This is a genomic window from Marinobacter sp. (genome assembly GCF_041984545.1).
Lineage (GTDB): Bacteria > Pseudomonadota > Gammaproteobacteria > Pseudomonadales > Oleiphilaceae > Marinobacter.
This window is the reverse complement of sequence record NZ_JBHIXV010000001.1, coordinates 16,998-34,296: the sequence shown is the minus strand read 5'-3', so window position 1 is coordinate 34,296 and position 17,299 is coordinate 16,998. Positions and strand designations below refer to the sequence as shown.

Here is a 17,299-nt window from a genome sequence, read left to right as displayed (position 1 = left end):
CCTACAGGTTCTGTTGATTTCCGCCAGATGTCGGAAGCGTGATAAATTCAGCAACCGCAACGGGATTGGAACACATTGGAACGGGTGAGACTTTCTGTATGAACGTAACGATCATTGGCGCAGGGATTATGGGCACCACTTTTGCCGTACTGGCAAAGGAACTGGCGCCCGAGCTTGAGGTGACCATCCTTGAACGGCTTGATGGGCCGGGAGCGGGTAACTCGTGGGTATTCAACAACGCCGGCACGGGCCATGAGGCCAACTGCGAACTGAACTACACCCCGGTGGATGAAGAAGTCATCTCTGTAGAAAAGGCCCTCAAGATCCACGCCCAGTTCAACGTGGCCAAACAGTTCTGGGCCTATCTGGTGGAGAAGGGCGCGATCAAGGAGCCGAAAACCTTCATCAACCGTACCAAGCACTGCACCATCGTGTCTGAGCCCTCAATCCCGGAGCTCAAGCTGCGTTACAAAGAGATGTCGGCTCACCACTTTTTTGAGCAGATGCGCTTCTCCGAGGATTTTGACGAGATCAAGAGCTGGATCCCGTTCACTATGGAAGAGCGTCCGCGCTCCGACAAAATGGCCGCCACGGTAATTGAGACGGGTACCGACGTGAACTTTGGCGCATTGACGGAACAGATGGCCGAGTATGCGGTTAACAAGCTGGGTGTGAAAATTGAATATGGCACCCACGTTAAACGGGTGCACAGGAGCCCGTCCGGAACCTGGCTGATCGAGACCCATCATCGAGGTGACATGTTGCCCAAGCAGTATCGGGCAGACGTTCTGTTCGTGGGTGCCGGTGGCGGTGCGTTCCCCATCCTCAAGAAAAGCCACCTGCCGTTTGCGAGGCGTTTCACCGGCTTCCCGGTGGGCGGCCGTTTCCTGCAGGCGCCGATCACCGCCGAGCAGGCAGAGCAGTACCGGGCGAAGACCTACGGCAAAGCCAAGGTAGGGGCTCCACCCATGTCTGTGCCACACCTGGACCTGCGGGTGGCCGATGGCCAGTATTACCTGCTGTTTGGGCCGTTCGCTTCCTTCAAGCCGGTTCTGGAACGTGGAAGAGGTTTTCTGGACTACCTGAAGTCCATGCGCTTGCACGACATCCCGAGCCTGTTGAACGTTGCCATTGAGCACTTCCCGCTCGTTAAATACCTGCTGTCGGAGACTTTCAAGGGCGAGAAGAGCATGTTCGAGGAGCTGGAAAGCTTCGCGCCCGGCATGAGCAAGAAGTTCGACTGGAAGCCGGTGGAGGCCGGCCAGCGGGTGCAGATTATCCGCGACGGCGACCTGCAGATGGGCACCGAGATTCTCGTCAACAGCGACAAGACCTACGGTACTTTGCTGGGGGCGTCGCCCGGGGCCTCGGTGTCTCCTGAGGTGATGCTGCGTTGCCTGGAACAGTTGATGCCGGATCTGTTCAGCAAGCCGGAAGCGCAGGCAAAGAAAAAGGAAATGTTCCCTGAGGACAACCTGCAGACCCTCAGCCACGACGCCGACCGCTACCGCGAAATCCGCGATCTGGTGAATGCAAGGCTTGGAATTACGCCGGAATAGAGTGCAGCGCTGCCGATGACTCAGCCGCGCCGGATTGAGCTATCGGCAGTGCAAACTCAAGCAATAGTGCGGGAGAGAGCGATATATCTCTACAAACCGGATTCGCATCCAACAACGTATTTCTAACGTGGAACGCTGGACATGCTACCTTTTAAAGGAAGCCAAGCCATGGGGCCAGAGGGCAGTAAAATGATGCGAACCGAATTCCTCCAGAATCTGATCAGTCAGCTTTCACCAAAGCTGGATCCGGCGTCTTACGTGTACTGCACTGTACCGAAAGCTGCGTACGGGGAGCTGGAACACCTCAAGCCTATTGTAAGCATCGCCGAACTGGAGGGGCTCACCCTGGTGATTCCGCTGGAACAGGCGGAGGCCGAAGGCCTGGATTATTACCGTGTATTCCGTCGTATCACGCTTGAAGGCCACTCCAGCCTTGAGGCCCTCGGGCTTACATCGGTCGTCACCAGCCTGCTGGCAGAGCGAGGCATCACGACGAATGTTATCGCTGGTTTCTACCACGACCATATGTTCGTTCCGAGCGACCGCACCGATGAAGCCCTGCGGGCGCTCAAGGAACTGGCTGAGAATCCTGCGGGTTAGGCGTCAAACCAAAAATCGTGATTCTGGCAGCTTCCAGGCCTTCTGTAAGGGCATCGATATTTCCGGTGCTGATGTAGTCGGCCAGTAACGGCGTTGCCAGCTCGTCGAAAGCCGGGGGTGTATCCCGGTCGAAGTACTGGGCGAGCCCCGCAGCCCGGCTGATGAGTTCGGCACCGTCTCTGATGAACCTGTCTTCGCCAACAGTGGCTTCCCGGTTTGGCGGAAGATACCCCAGATCCTTGTTCAGCGTTGTTTGAACATCGGCACGCGCCATGAACCGGAGAAAGGCTTTTGCTTCGGCCACTTTCGTTGTGCTCTTGGGAATCATGAATACATCGGTTGGGGCATTTTCATAGTAGGGGATGCCTCGATTAATGGTGGGAAATGGCATAAAACCGATGTCCTCGAACAGCGGATCCCTGACTGGCCATCTGCTGGCCACAAAGTTGCCCAGCAGCATAAAGCCCATCTTATTTCGATAGAAAAACGGGAGCACGCCGTCCCAGTCGTAGTTTTCATGGTCCTCATTGTAAAACTGGCTATCAATAAGTCGTTTCCACTCCAATAAAACGTTCTGTACACGTGCATCGTGAAAAGAGACGTTTCCATTGAGCAGCTCCAGATGAAAATCCAGGCCATTCATACGAAGATTGATGTAATCAAACCAGGCGGCAGCAGGCCAGTTCTGGCGCGTTCCGATACCGATCGGAGTAATGCCTGCCTTCTTCATTCTGGTCAGAACCGCAATAAAGGACTCCCAATCCTCAGGCGCGCCTCCGAACTGTTCAACCATGGATTTCCTGAAGAAAAGCCCCCAGTGATAGTAGGCAAATGGAATCGCGTAAACTTCGCCGTTGAGCGTGACGCCCGTCTTGACGTGTGAGAATAGCTCGTCGTAATTTTGCTCATCCCAAAGCTCGGTGATGGGCAGAATCAGACCTTTTTCCGCATAAAGATACAGCCGTTGCGACGCACTCCAGAACATGACGTCTGGTGTATCTTTTCTTTCGATCAGCCAGAGGGGTACCTTACGTTTATAACCCAGATCTGTTTCCACAACAGACACAATCTTGATTCCGGTTTCGACCTGGAATTGCTGGAAGATCCTTTCGAATGTGTCACGCTGGTTTGGCTGGAGTTGGAGACTGACACGAATCTCTTCAGCAGAGAGCAGGCTCGAGGCGCAGAAAAACAAAACGACGAGTAGTGCATCCCTGAAATTCATGTGTTGTGCCCATTGGTGGACGTAATTGGGTGCAGCTGAGGCTTACAGCCATGATTAGAGAATAGGAGGTGGCGTCCGGATCAGCCAATTTTATGCGGCCTTTTGCACAGGCGTTTCCATCCAAAACTGCGTATAATGTATAGGCCGTTAAAGGGTTGCGTAACCTGTAACCATTGGGGCCAAAAAAAAGAAAAATGCAGGCAAAACAACAACTAGCGCCGTGCTGGTACGCTTCAAAACTTCCTCATAATAGAGTCGCGTAGCGCGACTTTTCGCCTTCTCAAGATGCAATTCTGTAATCACTTCCACCGGGTCCAGGCCGCAAAGGTCTGCGAGGCGGGCCGCGCTTTCGTCACCTAACCCCACTTTTCCATTGCTCCAGCGGCTTACACATGCCTTAGACACCTGTAATAGCTGGGCTATTCGGTAATCAGAGCAACCGTTGTATTGGTTCCTGAGGATGTCGAGATATTTCTTAGTGGCCGAATTTTCCATGTGTCTCCCCGATTCGCGTCACGCGACTAATAACGAAATGTAGACCCTTTGCATGACCCGGGAAAGGTTAACTAGTATGTGACCGTCAGTTACCGGGTGGTTAACCGGTGACCCGTTAACGAAAATCAACCCGAAGGGAACCCCGTTATGGACGTTCAAGAAAAGTCGTTATTTGAACTGGCGCTTGATCTCATCCGATATCACAAACAGTCGATAGTTCCAGACATGCCCGTTGCCGAGCTGGAAAGGCTGGTAGCGGAACAGATGAAAGCCGAAGGCATGACCCATGGTGACTACACCTGGGCAAGCTGGGTAATGCGGTTCGGTGAGGACAAGATGGGCACGCCGTGGGTGTCTGTGTTCAACCGGCCTTCCGAGTCGTTAATGAGCCTGCCCGGTTGGAGCCAGTACAACGCCGAAAAAGCCGTTGAGGCCGCTCAACTGGTGGAGGGCTGAACCATGCAGGCAACGCAGAGCATCACCGAAATGGCGCTCATGCGCTCCGAGTTCTACCGGGGGAAAACCCCGGCGGACCTGGGCGCCATGATGCGGGAATGGGTGAGCCAGGGCGTAGACCCGAAAGAAATCACGTTCTGGGAAACCCGTAGCCAGCGGTTCCGGGTGGTGGTGTGCGAAGTGGCGGGCGTGTCCCGCTTCACCGCGTCGAAAGCCTGGGCGCACATGACTGAGGAAACCCGGCAATCAATCCGGGTTGCCCTCCGAGAGCTGAAAACCGTGATAGCGGACGGGATGGACTGGCGCCGCGTGGAGGTCCAGACCCGCAAGGGGGTGGCTTGAAGAAACGCCACCGGGAGAACTTGGCCCTGTTCGGGGCCGTTTTTTTGTTCATCTACTTTTCAGGGCTTTCAGGGGAAATAGAACGTGGGACAACCGCTCCAATGGCACGGGCTGAAATCGGAAGAATGGGGGCAGATCGGGCCGGACAGCCGGGCCTATGTTGCGAAGCTATGCCGGAAACATGGGGAGCTGGGCCGGCCTTTGGCCGTGGACTACATGCGCACCGCCAGGGTAGACCCGGTGCAGGCAAATCACCGGCTGAGGGAGCTATCCGAGAATCTGGAATTGGGAAAAACCGGGCTCACCTGCACCGTGCATGATTCCGAGCTGAAAAAGTGGTGTGAGCGGCACGCCTCGGAAATCGCGGACAGTTGCGACCAGTGGACCCGAACCGCCGGTGTAGTGGAAGCATGGCGCTATGCCAACAAGCGGTTGGCGGAATGCGGTCTACCCTGCCCGGAAATGCCGAAGCATCCGACAAAACAGGATTTCGCCGGCGCCTTTGCCCGGATCTTCGACCCGAAGTGGTGGCGGTTGCAGGTAAGGAAAATTCAGGCGCGGAAAATCGAAGCCGTAGCCCGGGAGATCCAACTGGTACACAAAGAATCCGGAATCTATGCCAGTAACACCACCGTTAACAGGCGCAAGGCTCAAAAGGCCAGGAACCGCGAAGCCTTAACGAACATGGAAGCCGTTAACGACGCAGGCGAGGCAATCAACCTGCTGGAAGTGGCGAAAACCAGCATGGCCAATCCCGTTAACAGGCGGGCCGAACTCATGGTGCGCATCAAGGGCTTCGAGCAGTGCGCAGAAACCGCCGGACACGTGGGGGTGTTCATCACGTTAACGGCGCCTTCCAAGTATCACCGCATGACCTACATCAAAAGCTGGGACCGGGTAGTCCCGAATAAGAAATACCAGGGCTTTGACCCGCGTCAGGCGCAGGCTTATTTCTGCCGGGTGTGGTCGCAGATCCGGGCGCAACTGTGGCGCGAAGATATCCGCCCTTATGGCTTCCGGGTGGCCGAACCGCATCACGACGGTACACCGCACTGGCACCTGCTGTTATTCGTGGACCCGGAAAAAGCAAAACGGCTGACCGAAATCATGCGCGACTACGGCACCCGGGAGGACGGGAAAGAGTGGGGCACGCAACGACACCGGGTAACGGTGGTGAACATCGACCCGGACAAGGGCAGCGCTGCCGGTTATATCGCGAAGTACATCAGCAAGAACATAGACGGGCACGCCATAGACGAGGATCTGTATGGGAAGGACGCGAAGAACTCAGCCGAGCGAATCGACGCATGGGCCGCTGCCTGGGGTATTCGCCAGTTTCAACAGATCGGCGGGGCCTCTGTGACCGTGTGGCGGGAGCTGCGGCGCCTGAAAATTGAGGACATGACCGGCAAGTTTGATCTGAGCCAGGAACAGGCCGAAAAGCTCATTGATACGTGGACCGCTGCCGATTCTGCCGATTGGGCGGCTTACACCATGTTGCAGGGCGGTATGACAGTTCGCCGGGATGAGCAGTTTATCCGGAGCCAATACCAGCCGGACGGGCTGAGCAAGTATTACCAGCCGGTTCAACGCCTGATCGGTGTGGCGGTGTCCGGGCTCTGTTCCATGGTTACCCGCCTGACCCGATGGACCCTGCAGAAAGCCGGCACCGCTGAGAAAAACGCCAGCCATCGGGCCAGGGCGGAACATTCGCGGGCGTTCTGGCGGGGTGAGTCGGTGCAGGAATGGCAAGACATGTTCGGGCCGTGGACCGGTTGCACCTGGGGGCATGGTGGCGACACCGAAAGGCCGGCGCCGTTCTCCAATGTGGCGGACTACCGCCGGGCGGCGAATGCCGCCACTTGGACTCGTGGCAATAACTGTACGCCAGTGCAGTTATGTCCTGAACCGTCCCCGCCAGGGGGCGGGGCAATGACCGACGGAGGCGGGCTGTATGGACCATGACGCGCATGTAAGGGCTTATCACCGGCACCTGATCGGAATGGCGATTTATCGGGCAATGGCGGTGTACGCAGGTTGTCGGGTGTATCCGACCATGACCGGAAAGCGTTTAACCGCGCTGGATTTCACGAAACAAAAGCGAAGCGGGTGGACATGGAAAAACCACCTTGCGAACTGGATTAACAAAACCCTGTACCTGTTGGAGAAGTGGGGACTATGAAAGAGCAATTTGCAGATCTGGTAACAGACCTGAAAGCACTGAAAAACGCCAGCCCGTGGGCCGCTGCCCAGCTCGGCAAAAAGGCCATGGTGAAGGCTGCGCAGTGCATGGAAGGCATGATTAACCACATCGAAGCGCTGGAAAAGCGAATCGAGCAAATGGAAGGGGGTAACCGTGGCGAATCCTGATATTGGCACCATCGCGTGCCCGCTCGAGTCCGGGTGCGTGGGCAAGGTCCGGCAATACAGCCGGGGTAGCCGAAAGCTCTACTACGCCTGCAAACACGGCATGATTACGCCGAATCTGGAAGCGGGGCAACAGTGGATGCGGGACAACATGAAACCGCTGGAAGGCGAGGAAAACCCGGAGCCGGCACGCCAGCCGGAGCCGGAAAACAAACCGAAGCCAAAGCCGAAAAACTGGCTCTCGGCATTGCTTGAGGACGACGACGAATGAAAGACGATATTCAAGAACGGGAACAGGAAACCGCCGGCGCCGCTATCGACACCGACGAACTGAACAGCATAGCGGCGGAGCTGGCCGGAGAGGAGCAACAGGAAGCCGGCGGGGAGTTGGCCGAGCGTCAGGGGCCGGCAACGGCTGAGGTGATTTACCCGCTGATTTCCTTCGGGTGTGATCTGGGCTGTCCAAACTGGATGATTCAGGACGCCGAAAAAAAGGCGTTGGCCGATGGCTATGCCGACATGATCGACAAGTATTGGCCGGATGGCATCGGCGCCTTCGGGGTGGAGCTAAACGCGCTGCTCATGACAGCGGCCATCTTTGGCCCGCGTGTGGCCAAGGGCATCCCAGCCAGGGAAAAGCCGAAAGCCAAAGAACAGGAAGGGGGGACGCAAGCCGATGAGGGTTGATACCAGCCGGGAAGCCGATATTGGGGTGGTCTGCGGTTCGTCGGGCTCCGGGAAGTCGGTGGTGATCAAAAAGGCACTGGTGAAGGCGAAGCGGGCCATTGTCTGGGATATCGACGACGAATACACCGGGCCAAAGGGCGTGCCGGGTATGCAGCGCGTAACCAACATGCGGGAGCTGGTCACGAAGCTGGCGAAATCGAAGGCCGGGAAGTTTGCCTACGTGGGCAAGGTAACCGAATTCGAGTCATGGTGCCGGGCGGTGTTCGCCTGGGGCGTGTGTACGGCGGTTGCGGAGGAGCTGGCCGGGGTAACCTCGCCGGGTAAGGCGCCTCCGGGCTGGCACACGCTAGTAAGCCGGGGACGAAAACGGGGAATTGCGCTGATAGCGGTCACGCAGCGCCCGGCGGAATCGGACAAAACCATTATGGGAAACGCCTCGTTTATGCGGGTGGGCCGGCTGGCCAGGGCACAGGACAGGAAGTATATGGCCTCCGAAATCGACGTTCCAGAATCGCTGCTCAGTGGTCTGAAAAACCGGGAATACATCATTAAGAACATGGCCGCTAACGAATATTTCCGGGGCGTTATCCAGATTCCGGAGAATGGGGCAAAGTCGTTAACGGCGGTGAAGATCAAAGAAAACCCGTTAACGATTGAGGCATAAAAAAGCGCTGGCAGCGCTGGACTTTATCCCATAGGTTTCAGGTTGCGTAACCATTAACCAACGGGGGAGCCATGACCACCAAACACCTAGTTTACGGAATCATCATTTCCGCGCTGGGAATGGTCGTGGGTGAGTATCTGAAACGGGAGATTTTCAAACGTGAAACCTAACAAAACTGTTTTGAAAGCCGTGGGCTTTTCGCTGCTGGCGCTCATGGTCATTAACCGGGTAGGCGCTGCCGCTCCGGTCAAGAAAGTTATCTACGGCTAAGCCGGGTAACAGACCAGAATCCATTAACGCAGAAGGGCTGAACCATGGCTAAAACGCCTTACAGAATTCCGATGCGCATTACGTCTGGTAACGGTGTGGCCGCTGGCAACACCACTACCTACGACATGCCCATCGGTTACAAGTACCTGAACTTTGACCTCGTAATCGGTGGCACCGTGGACCGGTCAAAGCTCATGATCCGGCACCGTATCAACGGTGAAGTTATCCAGGAATACAGCGCCGCTGACCGCGACGCGATGAACCAGCACGACAAGATCCCGGCGGAAGCGGGCGTTCTGTTCATTCCTCTGAATACCGAGAACATGAAAACCCGCGACGGTGAGGAAATGACCGGCATCAACACCGGCTCCCGTGATCAAAACGGGCGGTACATTTCCAAATACACCGTGGAAATCGACGTTCCGAGCGACGCCACAAGCCCATCACTGGACCTGTTCGCGGATGTGGACGACGCCGCGCCGGGTGGTCCGGGCCTGATTCCGCGCCTGCTCAAGTTCCCGTATGACCTGAACGCCGGAGAGCGCCAGATTCGGGACTTGCCGAAAGGCGGTGTCAAGTTCGCCAGAGTGCGCCGCATGTTCATCAAGGCGGCAACGGCCAACATCAGCCTGCTCAAGGTTGAGCTGGACCAGAAAAAGCACTTTGAGCGCACCGACGCGGTAAACCGCGCCGCGCAGGCCAGGGCACGCCGCGACCCGCAAACCGGCTGGTACGTGATCGACCGGACCGAAAAGGGCTACGCCGGCGACCCGTTCCCGCTCACCGGTGTAAGTGATTTCGCGCTGATTCTGGAAGTCGGCACCACGCAAGCCAACTGCCCGATCTACGTGGACTACGTGGGCGGTCTGGGCAACTGATCGGAGGGATAGACCATGGAAGAACTCGACCTTTCGTGGTCTGACCTTGGGGGCACCTTTTCCGGTGCGCTCAATGAGGTTGTCAGCGGCTGGGCAGCGGGCACCGCTGCACGGCTCCGGGGCCAGGATGGCCAGCAATCCGGAACCACCACCGCCGACACCTACGATCAGACCGTGACCACACCGACCGATGGCAGCGCCCAGAAAGTGGCCGATGAAATCACCGGCACACTCGGCGGAATGAAAGGCTGGGTGTTTCTCGCGCTGGGCCTGGGCCTTGCGGCGGTGATCTACTCGCGCAGCTAAGGGGGCGCCATGATTCCAGGCATTTCAACCGGCGGCGGTGGCCTGCAAACATCCTCGGGCGCCTCGACAAGCTCCGAGCTGCAACAGGGCGGGCATATTTTCAACTTTGGCCCGCCTCCGCAGACCGGCGTTGAAGGCGTGAATATCAACCTGATCGTTATGGCAGCGATTGCCGGGGCGGTCCTGTGGGTGGCGGTGAAAAAGTGAAAGCGCAACGAATCGACTGGAACGACCGGGCAGAATCCGGGCTCGACATTGCAGCCCGGAGCCCGGAAGAAATGGCCCGGATTCGGGCCGATGTAGCCGCCGGGCGGGCGCAACTGTGGCGGCTGGATGATCTGACGCGGGAAACCTATCTGGTCACCCGTGTGGAGCGCCACCCGAACGGGGAGCGGGAGCTGGTTCTGGTGGTCTGCCAGGGCTCCGACGCCGATGTAATTATTCCGTGGTGTATGCAGCTCGCGGAGGACTGCGGCATAAAGCGGCTGCGGGCTCATATCGAAAGGCCGGGGCTGGTGCGCAAGTTCGAGCGCCACGGCTGGAGCAAAAAAGAAACGGTGGTCGCACATGGTTGGTAACAGCGATTCCAGAACGGAAACAACAACGGAAGAGTACATCTTCAACAATGCGGACTACGCCGGCGGCGGCGGTGAGTCTGCATCCTTGGCCAGTAACATCAATCTGGCCCGCTCCGAACTGACCGTGGGCGACGTAACGCTATCTGATCAGGGCTCTATTGCAGCCGGGGCGGACATTGCGAAAACCGGCATTGCCGCCACAGGCGAGAGTTATAAAGAGCTGCTGAACACCTCCGAACAACTGGTAGGCGACGGGTACGACGCGCTACTGGGCACGCAGGAATTTGCCAAGGATTCGCTGGCCCGCGCCGTGAACTTCGCCAGCTCCGCAAACCAGGGCATCAGCGAACAACTCGACCGGGTATTGAGCTACGCGAACAGCTCGACCAGATCCGACGCCTCGCAGGCATTCGAAAACGTGGCCAAGTGGGGGCTCATTGCCTCCGGCACTGTTGCAGCCGTGTGGCTGCTGAATCGTAAGGGGTAAGCATGGCAGGCGATACCAAAGCATTCACCATTCCCGCCGGCGGCACCTACCCGATTAACGGCAACGGGGAAACCTACATTTTCTGCCAGTTTGCGGACCGGCCAATACGGGTAAAGATCGCGGGCAAAACCGTGACCATGCGGGCCGGCGGTTATCAGGAATTCGAGCCGCTGGCAGGGCCGAATGCCCGCGTTGAATTCGAAAACACCGACCCGGATAACCCGGCGGCGGTGGCGTTTGTCATGGGCAACGGCACCTATGACGAAAAAATAGTTCGTGGTGAAATAATGATCGAGCCGGGGCTTAGGAAAGCCGATGGCACGTTTGTGACCGACACCCGGCACACAGTCAGGATTGATCTGATGCCGAAAGTGACAACCGTTGAAAGCTTCGCCGAAGGCCAGATCCTACAAGAAATTTCTCTAGCGCATCCAGAATTGGCAATCGTTGGCGGGGCAGTCGGGGAAGTTACCGAAATTGAGGATCTTTTCAGCAATGATAGTTACCGAATCATTACCCGAGACCGTGAAACGCTCCAGGAAAAGCGTAGTTACGTATCAAGTGTGGTAAATCACGACGACGCATTTGCATACGTGCCCGGCGCTGGTGTGGTGGGGCTTGATGCAAACTTTGGGTTCGGGGTCGCAATACTAAACGACGTTGGGCAACCGACGTACCTGTTTACACCGCAAGAAGGGCCAGCAAACGAAGATAAGATCGACGATATTGCCTATGATCCGGTTACTGGTGGCATTTTGACCTATTGCGGGTCAACCAATGCCAGCTATCGCGTAGTCCGGATTTACGACCTTCAGGGTAATCAAATTTTTGAGCAATTCGATGGGGTGCCGGTTAACACCGCTGGCCGGGTGACCGTTGATCCGTTTACTGGCCATATCGCAATCAGCAGTGCCGACGGCGAAACCTTAGAATTTTATAAACGAGCGCCGTGGGAACTGGTGGAGGCTGTGACGCTTCAAGATGCGCAACTATCAAGGCCGTTTTACGTGGAGCGCAATGATATTTGGGCAATGTCGGGGACTGCCGGTGATGGCATTAAAAAGCTGGCAGTCCGGGACTACACAACAAAACCGCTCATCCGGAGTATCACGCCAGGATGCGACCTTTTCACGGCCTACGCCAAACCTCAGGATCTCCCGCAAATTACAGCGGATATACAGGCGGAAGAATTGCCCAACGGCCTGAAACTGTCAGGCGAGCTTATAAAAGCTGCCATTGAGTACCACTACAGGCGAAAAGCGCCAGATGATTACCTGGATCATGTTTATCAATTTGACCTGACGCAGGACGGATCTGGCCAGCCCTTCAAAACCATAACCGGGGGGAATGCCTCTTTTGCACGAACAAACGTGATTGATAATTTTACAACCATTCTTCCGGGGCGCGTTGTTCTGGTCCTGGATAACGAACTTGAATTAGGAGCGGCAATCTGATGACAGTGATGGCAGGTAACACGCATCTGGGATTCGAGCCAAAAATGGCCACAAGCCTGGACGCGATCGGACAAACAGCAACCCCGGAAAACATGCGGCCAAAGCTGGGACCGCTTGCCAATGTGCAATACAAGCCATGCATGTGGCGGTATTTGGTCAGGCTATCTGCAGCGCCAACGACGGGGGCGGTAAATATAAAACTGATGGCCGGTGAAACGGTGATTCGATCTGAGGCACTGGCCATCAATGGCGTAACTGTGATTTCAAACAAATCGCCGGTTGATATGAGCCAGGTAGCCGGTGAAACAGATTTGCGCGTCGAATTGGATGTAACAGCGGCGGCGGACGCTGGCATAAGCGCGACCGTAGACAGTTACATTGAAGTCGAGCAGCCACTGTTTCAGATTGGCTGCTAACCATGGGCGCCCTCATCGGCATAGCCGCCGGGGCGCTCCTGCTGACCGTCGTTTTCAGGGGTAACGCCGTGACCAACACCAACACCGACAACACCGGGCCAGAGCTGCGCTACTTCGAGCCGGAAGAGTTCGGGCCGTGGTGGGACAAGATGAGCCCGGAGCTGTTGCGCAAGCTCGACGCCTTCCGGCATGAGTGGGGCGCACCGGTGCGGGTGAGCCCGGCGGACGGGGGTATCGGTCGCCACCAGGGCAGCGAAGGCGCCAGCCAACACAATATCGACCGATGGGGCCAAGTGCGGGCCGTGGATGTGTTCCCGATGGTGCCGGCCGGCGGCGCCGGTTACCGCTACATGCGCACGGCAACGGACCGACGCCGGGCCTATGAAATCGCGCAGCGGGTCGGGTTTACCGGAATAGGGCTGTATACCGACACCACGCCGGGCAATATGCTGCACGTGGACGTAAGGCCAGGGCCAGCGGTGGCCACATGGTCCCGAGTGTCGGGCGAATACATGGGCATCGGGCTAGTTGTATGACCTTCACGAATAAACAGCTAATCGGTATCGGTGTTGTCGGGTTTCTGGCCCTCTGGTATCTGAAAAACAAGACAGTCGAAACCGTCAAGGACGTTGGCAACGCCGTAAACCCGGTGAATCCGGACAACGTGATTAACGGCTGGTTCAATGAGGCGTACCAGGGCGTGACCGGTTCGGAGGGCACGCTGGGGACGGATCTGGCCGACTACTTCAACGGGGTGGACGGATGAAGAAAGCCGTACCACTGGCCGCGCTGGGCTTTCTGGTGGGCGCTGTCGCCGGGTTCGCCTGGGGCCGAAAGGCAAAATCAAACATCGGTGAAGCCGTGCGCACCGACGTATCGGGCGGGGTGGTCACAGTGCAGTTTGACAGCCTGCAAGCGGCACGCGGCGGGCTGGCCGATGAGTTAAACCGATTGATTGACCGGATGTAGTAAGGGGTATACGTGGAGGCAGTACAGGGGCTGGAAGCGTTGGGCATCATTGCCGCCGGAGCCGGCGGGCTGGGTGGATTCGGGGGCGCGTTTGCCGCCATCAAAGTCCACATTCATTACATCAACAAGCATCAGGAACGCCAGGACCGGGAGATTATCGAAGTCAAGGCGCGGGCGGATCTGGCACACGAACGACTCGACAAAATGGGCGGGGTGACATTGTGAAAAACTGGTTTCGAAACCTCTGGAACAGCGGGGCGCGTAAATACGTGCTGATTGGTCTGATTGCCGCCACGGGCGTCGGTGCACCGGTGGCGGTGTCGGTAGGCACGGCGGTAGACCAGGGCATTGAGCAGATGGAAAGCGCCGAATAACTCAGGGCACCTGTGGACCCTTGGCCCGGCTCAGTCCGGGCTTTTTTGTGCCCGTCGGAAACGCCACCACGTTACCGGGCCAGCGGTTCGCCTGGGCATGGTCCAGCGCTTCGCGCAACATGCGGTTTTCCACCGTGAGCCGGGCCACATCCGCCTGTAGTGCGCCGTTCAACTGTTTCAGGTAACTGAGGCCCAGCAATTCGTCCGGGTGGAAGGTCCAGCCGTTGGGGGCCGTGAGGCGCCCGTTTTCGTCGATGTGCCACCGCGTCCAGCGCTCATCGGGCAACAGGCCGAGTGCCCGCGTATACAGAACCTGACGGGTGCGGGCGTCAATCGGATGGGTGCCGGCAATCCATTTGTAGACCGTTTTCACGCTCACGCCGGTAAGTTCAGCCGCCAGGGCGGCGGGCAAAAACCGCACGTGCGGGCCGTATTCAAGGCGTAACGTCTTGCGGGTGGGGTCGTGGCGGTAACTTTTTTTAGACGGGTTTCTCATAAGCGGGAACCACAAAAGTTTGCCTTTGGAATAAAAATCGCACATTTTTTAACCTCCAATCCATAGGGGTCTAAAGGATTGGAAAGTGTGCGCGAGATCACGAAAAAACAGGGAGTTGGCAGCGTAAACAATGGTGAAATATGGCCGGAATCAGGCATCAAGACTGCGCATAATGTATATTATGTTAAATATGGTATGGCGCTCCTGGTGGACATAAGGTCAAGTCCGCTCGCCGATAACTGGTGTCTCCCCTGATACGGCATAAGCTCCGCACTCTCGAAGTGAAGGCCTCCTGTAAAAGCGCCTTCACCTCCTTCTTCGCGGACCGGCATTCGACCAGCCTCAAAAAACATAGATAAAGCCGACACCTACTTCCGCTTCATAATCGTTTCTGGAGATCGGGCTATCTGAAACCTCACTTCCGTAAATTTCATAGAGCGCTTCGCCGAAGAGTTGCCAATTGGTGTTCAGGTAATGACGGTAATTAACATTGAAACCGGTTGATCGGTAGCCGCTATCTACGTCAGTTTCTGGGAGGCCTGAGTTGTTGGCCTGTGTGGCACTCACACCGAAATCCCGATTGGCCAGCTTACTGTCATGAAAAGTGACAACGGCGCCGATTTCCCAGCCCGTTCCATCCAGTTGGCAACCCAGGCACGTTCCTGCGCCAAAAATTCCGAGTGTGCCGACTTCTCCCGTGGATACACGGCCATCCAGGAAGTAACGCCAATCTGGCGTAAGCGCGTAGCGAGCTTGCAACAGCACGCCTACTCCGGAACTGGATTCCCCTAGCCCATCGAGCCTGCCATCTTCTGAATCGCCCTCTTCGCGACCTTCTTCGTAACCTACAGAGGCCTGAACCAGCCACGAACCGCTCGCCAGAGCCCGCCAACCAATGGCTTCTCCCGCCCAGAACAAAACGTGGTCGCCGGTTCGCCACTGAACGCCCCCGGCCGGGTCGACCTCAACCTCGAACTCGTCCGAGCCCTCATAAGCCGTCTCGTATTCAACGCCCAGGCCAAGCCCGAAGCCCCAGCCCTCTCCATTGGTAAAATCCTCGATTGAAGGGAGCGGAACCAGAGCCGTTCTTGGCTCTGCGGCATACAAGGGGCCGTAACACGTAAGGGCACCCATAAATGTTGCAACTTGAACGACGGTTTTTCTCATGATGTGTTCTCCTGCCCTGCGATACCTGCTTATACGATCAACCGATTGCGGCAGTTTATTAGCTTGATATCTACGGACGCTCGAAAACTTTCTTGGTTAAATGGTCGTTCAAGGAGGCTTCCATCACGCAGCAACAGGGACTTTGGGGCGCTCCGACCACGGATATTCCTTGATCGGCAAATGAATCACCGCCGACAGAGCACCTACGCCTACGCCAACCCACCACACCAGCGTGTAGTTGTTGTAGAGATCATACAGCGCTCCGCCGAGCCACACGCCCATAAAGCCACCAAGTTGGTGTGAAAAGAACACCAGCCCATAGAGCGTGCCCATATACCGGAGGCCATAAATGTGGGCGACCAGCCCGGAAGTCAGCGGTACGGTGGCAAGCCAGAGGGAACCCATGGCTACTGAAAACAGGACGACGGTTTCGGGCGTGATGGGCGTCAGGATGAACGCTGCCGAGACCAATGTCCGCAACAGATAGACGCTGGCAAGCAGATATTTGCGGGAATAGCGGTTGCCCAGCCAGCCGGCCAGCAGGGTTCCGCCAATGTTGAAAAGCCCAATCAGCGCGATTGATATGGCGCCAAGGCCTGTGGCGGAGGTTACGCCCAGTACGTAGATGAGGCTGTCTGGCGTAATTGGCTCGCACATTTCGGTGATAAAGGCGGGGAAATGGGCCGTTATGAATGCCAACTGGTAGCCGCAGGAGAAGAAACCGATAAAGATAAACAGGAATGTGGGGTCCTTGAGTGCCCTCTTGACCACAACACCCATCGGTTCATCGGTGTCGGCAGTTGGCTGTCGCTGTGGCGCACGCATCAGTAACAGGGCAAACATCGAGAGGGCAACGAAACCCGCGAAAGCCACAAACACCGATTGCCAGGGCATCTGGCTCAACAACGCGTTGGCAACGGGTGGCCCTACGATCTGCCCTGCAGATCCTGCGGCTGTGGCGATGCCAAGGGCCATGGAACGATGCCGTTCCGGAGTTGCCCGCCCTACTACCGCCAGAATCACGCCAAAACCGGTGCCGGCAATGCCAAAACCCACGAGCATTTCCAGAAGCTGGTGCTGGCCCGGGGTGATGGCATAGGCCGAAAGCACCAGGCCAACGACATAGAACGCACCGCCACCCAGAATGGCCTTACGGTCGCCGAATCGTTCAGCCAGGGCGCCGAAGATGGGCTGTCCGATGCCCCAGAACAGGTTCTGAATAGCGATTGCCAGGGAAAACGACTCCCTGGGCCAGGCGAACTCCTGGGCAATCGGCAGCTGAAACAGGCCGAAAGACGCGCGCACCGCAAAACTCACCAGAATGATGATGCAGCCGGCTACCAGTACCGGGTTCATCAAGCGATCGTAGGTCAGGGGCGTTGTTTGCGGCATTCAGCTATGTCCGGTCAATCAATCCGGTGTGGATTGGCTAAGGTGAAGCAAAGGAATTGGTGGGGCTATTATGCACGCGCAGCCGGGTAAGCATAGAGGAATTCCAGCCTCTTGTGA

27 protein-coding genes are annotated in these 17,299 nt (G+C 57.0%); 22 read left to right on the top strand and 5 right to left on the bottom strand.

All coding sequences use genetic code 11. From position 1 onward, the window contains the following. Nucleotides 1–98: 98 nt before the first annotated feature. Together ACFC20_RS00210 and ACFC20_RS00205 are read left to right on the top strand one after the other, a co-directional pair. Nucleotides 99–1,559: a malate:quinone oxidoreductase gene (locus tag ACFC20_RS00210; RefSeq protein ID WP_375191249.1), complete on the top strand. Its 1,461-nt coding sequence runs from the start codon at nucleotides 99–101 to the stop codon at nucleotides 1,557–1,559. A 189-nt stretch (nucleotides 1,560–1,748) separates the two neighbouring features. Continuing rightward, nucleotides 1,749–2,159 carry an ACT domain-containing protein gene (locus tag ACFC20_RS00205; protein ID WP_375191248.1) on the top strand — a complete coding sequence of 137 codons (411 nt, stop codon included), beginning with the start codon at nucleotides 1,749–1,751 and terminating at the stop codon, nucleotides 2,157–2,159. Here the strand turns inward: ACFC20_RS00205 and ACFC20_RS00200 are convergent. Then, the gene (locus ACFC20_RS00200) at nucleotides 2,128–3,384 is read right to left on the bottom strand and encodes an ABC transporter substrate-binding protein (RefSeq protein ID WP_375191247.1); all 1,257 of its coding nucleotides are present in this window, start codon (nucleotides 3,382–3,384) and stop codon (nucleotides 2,128–2,130) included. The genes ACFC20_RS00205 and ACFC20_RS00200 overlap by 32 nt on opposite strands. 147 nt (nucleotides 3,385–3,531) lie before the next feature. Beyond that, a complete protein-coding gene (locus ACFC20_RS00195) occupies nucleotides 3,532–3,879 on the bottom strand; it encodes a hypothetical protein (RefSeq protein ID WP_375191246.1) in 348 nt (115 codons plus the stop codon). A 147-nt stretch (nucleotides 3,880–4,026) separates the two neighbouring features. Between ACFC20_RS00195 and ACFC20_RS00190 the strand changes: the two genes are divergently transcribed. From ACFC20_RS00190 to ACFC20_RS00095, 20 genes are all read left to right on the top strand, one after another. After that, entirely contained in the window at nucleotides 4,027–4,335 is a 309-nt protein-coding gene (locus ACFC20_RS00190) for a hypothetical protein (RefSeq protein ID WP_375191245.1), read from the top strand. A 3-nt stretch (nucleotides 4,336–4,338) separates the two neighbouring features. Beyond that, nucleotides 4,339–4,677 (top strand): hypothetical protein, encoded by a 339-nt coding sequence (locus tag ACFC20_RS00185; RefSeq protein WP_375191244.1) that lies wholly within the window; start codon nucleotides 4,339–4,341, stop codon nucleotides 4,675–4,677. A gap of 84 nt (nucleotides 4,678–4,761) precedes the next feature. Continuing rightward, nucleotides 4,762–6,642 carry a replication endonuclease gene (locus tag ACFC20_RS00180; protein WP_375191243.1) on the top strand — a complete coding sequence of 627 codons (1,881 nt, stop codon included), beginning with the start codon at nucleotides 4,762–4,764 and terminating at the stop codon, nucleotides 6,640–6,642. Then, nucleotides 6,632–6,859, top strand: coding sequence for a hypothetical protein (locus tag ACFC20_RS00175; RefSeq protein ID WP_375191242.1), 228 nt, complete (start codon nucleotides 6,632–6,634; stop codon nucleotides 6,857–6,859). Before ACFC20_RS00180 ends, ACFC20_RS00175 begins: the two co-directional genes overlap by 11 nt. Then, nucleotides 6,856–7,047 carry a hypothetical protein gene (locus ACFC20_RS00170; RefSeq protein WP_375191241.1) on the top strand — a complete coding sequence of 64 codons (192 nt, stop codon included), beginning with the start codon at nucleotides 6,856–6,858 and terminating at the stop codon, nucleotides 7,045–7,047. Before ACFC20_RS00175 ends, ACFC20_RS00170 begins: the two co-directional genes overlap by 4 nt. After that, the gene (locus ACFC20_RS00165) at nucleotides 7,034–7,315 is read left to right on the top strand and encodes a hypothetical protein (RefSeq protein ID WP_375191240.1); all 282 of its coding nucleotides are present in this window, start codon (nucleotides 7,034–7,036) and stop codon (nucleotides 7,313–7,315) included. Before ACFC20_RS00170 ends, ACFC20_RS00165 begins: the two co-directional genes overlap by 14 nt. Next, nucleotides 7,312–7,731, top strand: coding sequence for a hypothetical protein (locus ACFC20_RS00160; protein WP_375191239.1), 420 nt, complete (start codon nucleotides 7,312–7,314; stop codon nucleotides 7,729–7,731). Before ACFC20_RS00165 ends, ACFC20_RS00160 begins: the two co-directional genes overlap by 4 nt. Then, nucleotides 7,721–8,395 (top strand): hypothetical protein, encoded by a 675-nt coding sequence (locus ACFC20_RS00155; protein ID WP_375191238.1) that lies wholly within the window; start codon nucleotides 7,721–7,723, stop codon nucleotides 8,393–8,395. Before ACFC20_RS00160 ends, ACFC20_RS00155 begins: the two co-directional genes overlap by 11 nt. A 341-nt stretch (nucleotides 8,396–8,736) precedes the next feature. After that, on the top strand, nucleotides 8,737–9,543 hold the full coding sequence (locus tag ACFC20_RS00150) for a major capsid protein P2 (protein ID WP_375191237.1): 807 nt from the start codon (nucleotides 8,737–8,739) through the stop codon (nucleotides 9,541–9,543). Nucleotides 9,544–9,558: 15 nt separating this feature from the next. Beyond that, nucleotides 9,559–9,849, top strand: a complete 291-nt coding sequence (locus tag ACFC20_RS00145; protein WP_375191236.1) for a hypothetical protein — start codon at nucleotides 9,559–9,561, stop codon at nucleotides 9,847–9,849. A 9-nt stretch (nucleotides 9,850–9,858) separates the two neighbouring features. Further along, nucleotides 9,859–10,056, top strand: coding sequence for an LPXTG cell wall anchor domain-containing protein (locus tag ACFC20_RS00140; protein ID WP_375191235.1), 198 nt, complete (start codon nucleotides 9,859–9,861; stop codon nucleotides 10,054–10,056). Next, complete coding sequence (locus ACFC20_RS00135) at nucleotides 10,053–10,427, top strand: hypothetical protein (RefSeq protein WP_375191234.1); 375 nt, start codon at nucleotides 10,053–10,055, stop codon at nucleotides 10,425–10,427. The genes ACFC20_RS00140 and ACFC20_RS00135 overlap by 4 nt, the downstream gene beginning before the upstream one ends. Next, nucleotides 10,417–10,914 carry a hypothetical protein gene (locus ACFC20_RS00130; RefSeq protein ID WP_375191233.1) on the top strand — a complete coding sequence of 166 codons (498 nt, stop codon included), beginning with the start codon at nucleotides 10,417–10,419 and terminating at the stop codon, nucleotides 10,912–10,914. The genes ACFC20_RS00135 and ACFC20_RS00130 overlap by 11 nt, the downstream gene beginning before the upstream one ends. Nucleotides 10,915–10,916: 2 nt before the next feature. Then, nucleotides 10,917–12,368: a hypothetical protein gene (locus tag ACFC20_RS00125; protein ID WP_375191232.1), complete on the top strand. Its 1,452-nt coding sequence runs from the start codon at nucleotides 10,917–10,919 to the stop codon at nucleotides 12,366–12,368. Then, nucleotides 12,368–12,784 carry a hypothetical protein gene (locus tag ACFC20_RS00120; RefSeq protein WP_375191231.1) on the top strand — a complete coding sequence of 139 codons (417 nt, stop codon included), beginning with the start codon at nucleotides 12,368–12,370 and terminating at the stop codon, nucleotides 12,782–12,784. Before ACFC20_RS00125 ends, ACFC20_RS00120 begins: the two co-directional genes overlap by 1 nt. A 2-nt stretch (nucleotides 12,785–12,786) precedes the next feature. Next, nucleotides 12,787–13,320, top strand: a complete 534-nt coding sequence (locus tag ACFC20_RS00115; protein WP_375191230.1) for a hypothetical protein — start codon at nucleotides 12,787–12,789, stop codon at nucleotides 13,318–13,320. Further along, nucleotides 13,317–13,550, top strand: a complete 234-nt coding sequence (locus ACFC20_RS00110) for a hypothetical protein (RefSeq protein ID WP_375191229.1) — start codon at nucleotides 13,317–13,319, stop codon at nucleotides 13,548–13,550. The genes ACFC20_RS00115 and ACFC20_RS00110 overlap by 4 nt, the downstream gene beginning before the upstream one ends. Then, nucleotides 13,547–13,753: a hypothetical protein gene (locus ACFC20_RS00105; protein WP_375191228.1), complete on the top strand. Its 207-nt coding sequence runs from the start codon at nucleotides 13,547–13,549 to the stop codon at nucleotides 13,751–13,753. Before ACFC20_RS00110 ends, ACFC20_RS00105 begins: the two co-directional genes overlap by 4 nt. A 12-nt stretch (nucleotides 13,754–13,765) precedes the next feature. After that, complete coding sequence (locus ACFC20_RS00100; RefSeq protein ID WP_375191227.1) at nucleotides 13,766–13,978, top strand: hypothetical protein; 213 nt, start codon at nucleotides 13,766–13,768, stop codon at nucleotides 13,976–13,978. Next, nucleotides 13,975–14,127: a hypothetical protein gene (locus ACFC20_RS00095; protein ID WP_375191226.1), complete on the top strand. Its 153-nt coding sequence runs from the start codon at nucleotides 13,975–13,977 to the stop codon at nucleotides 14,125–14,127. The genes ACFC20_RS00100 and ACFC20_RS00095 overlap by 4 nt, the downstream gene beginning before the upstream one ends. Nucleotide 14,128: 1 nt before the next feature. Here ACFC20_RS00095 and ACFC20_RS00090 read toward each other — a convergent pair whose 3' ends face one another. The 3 genes from ACFC20_RS00090 to ACFC20_RS00080 form a co-directional block, all read right to left on the bottom strand. Further along, on the bottom strand, nucleotides 14,129–14,623 hold the full coding sequence (locus ACFC20_RS00090; RefSeq protein ID WP_375191225.1) for a DUF3653 domain-containing protein: 495 nt from the start codon (nucleotides 14,621–14,623) through the stop codon (nucleotides 14,129–14,131). A 342-nt stretch (nucleotides 14,624–14,965) separates the two neighbouring features. Beyond that, the gene (locus ACFC20_RS00085) at nucleotides 14,966–15,790 is read right to left on the bottom strand and encodes a MipA/OmpV family protein (protein WP_375191224.1); all 825 of its coding nucleotides are present in this window, start codon (nucleotides 15,788–15,790) and stop codon (nucleotides 14,966–14,968) included. Between the two features lie 123 nt (nucleotides 15,791–15,913). Further along, nucleotides 15,914–17,182, bottom strand: coding sequence for an MFS transporter (locus ACFC20_RS00080; RefSeq protein WP_375191223.1), 1,269 nt, complete (start codon nucleotides 17,180–17,182; stop codon nucleotides 15,914–15,916). Between the last annotated feature and the right edge of the window lie 117 nt (nucleotides 17,183–17,299).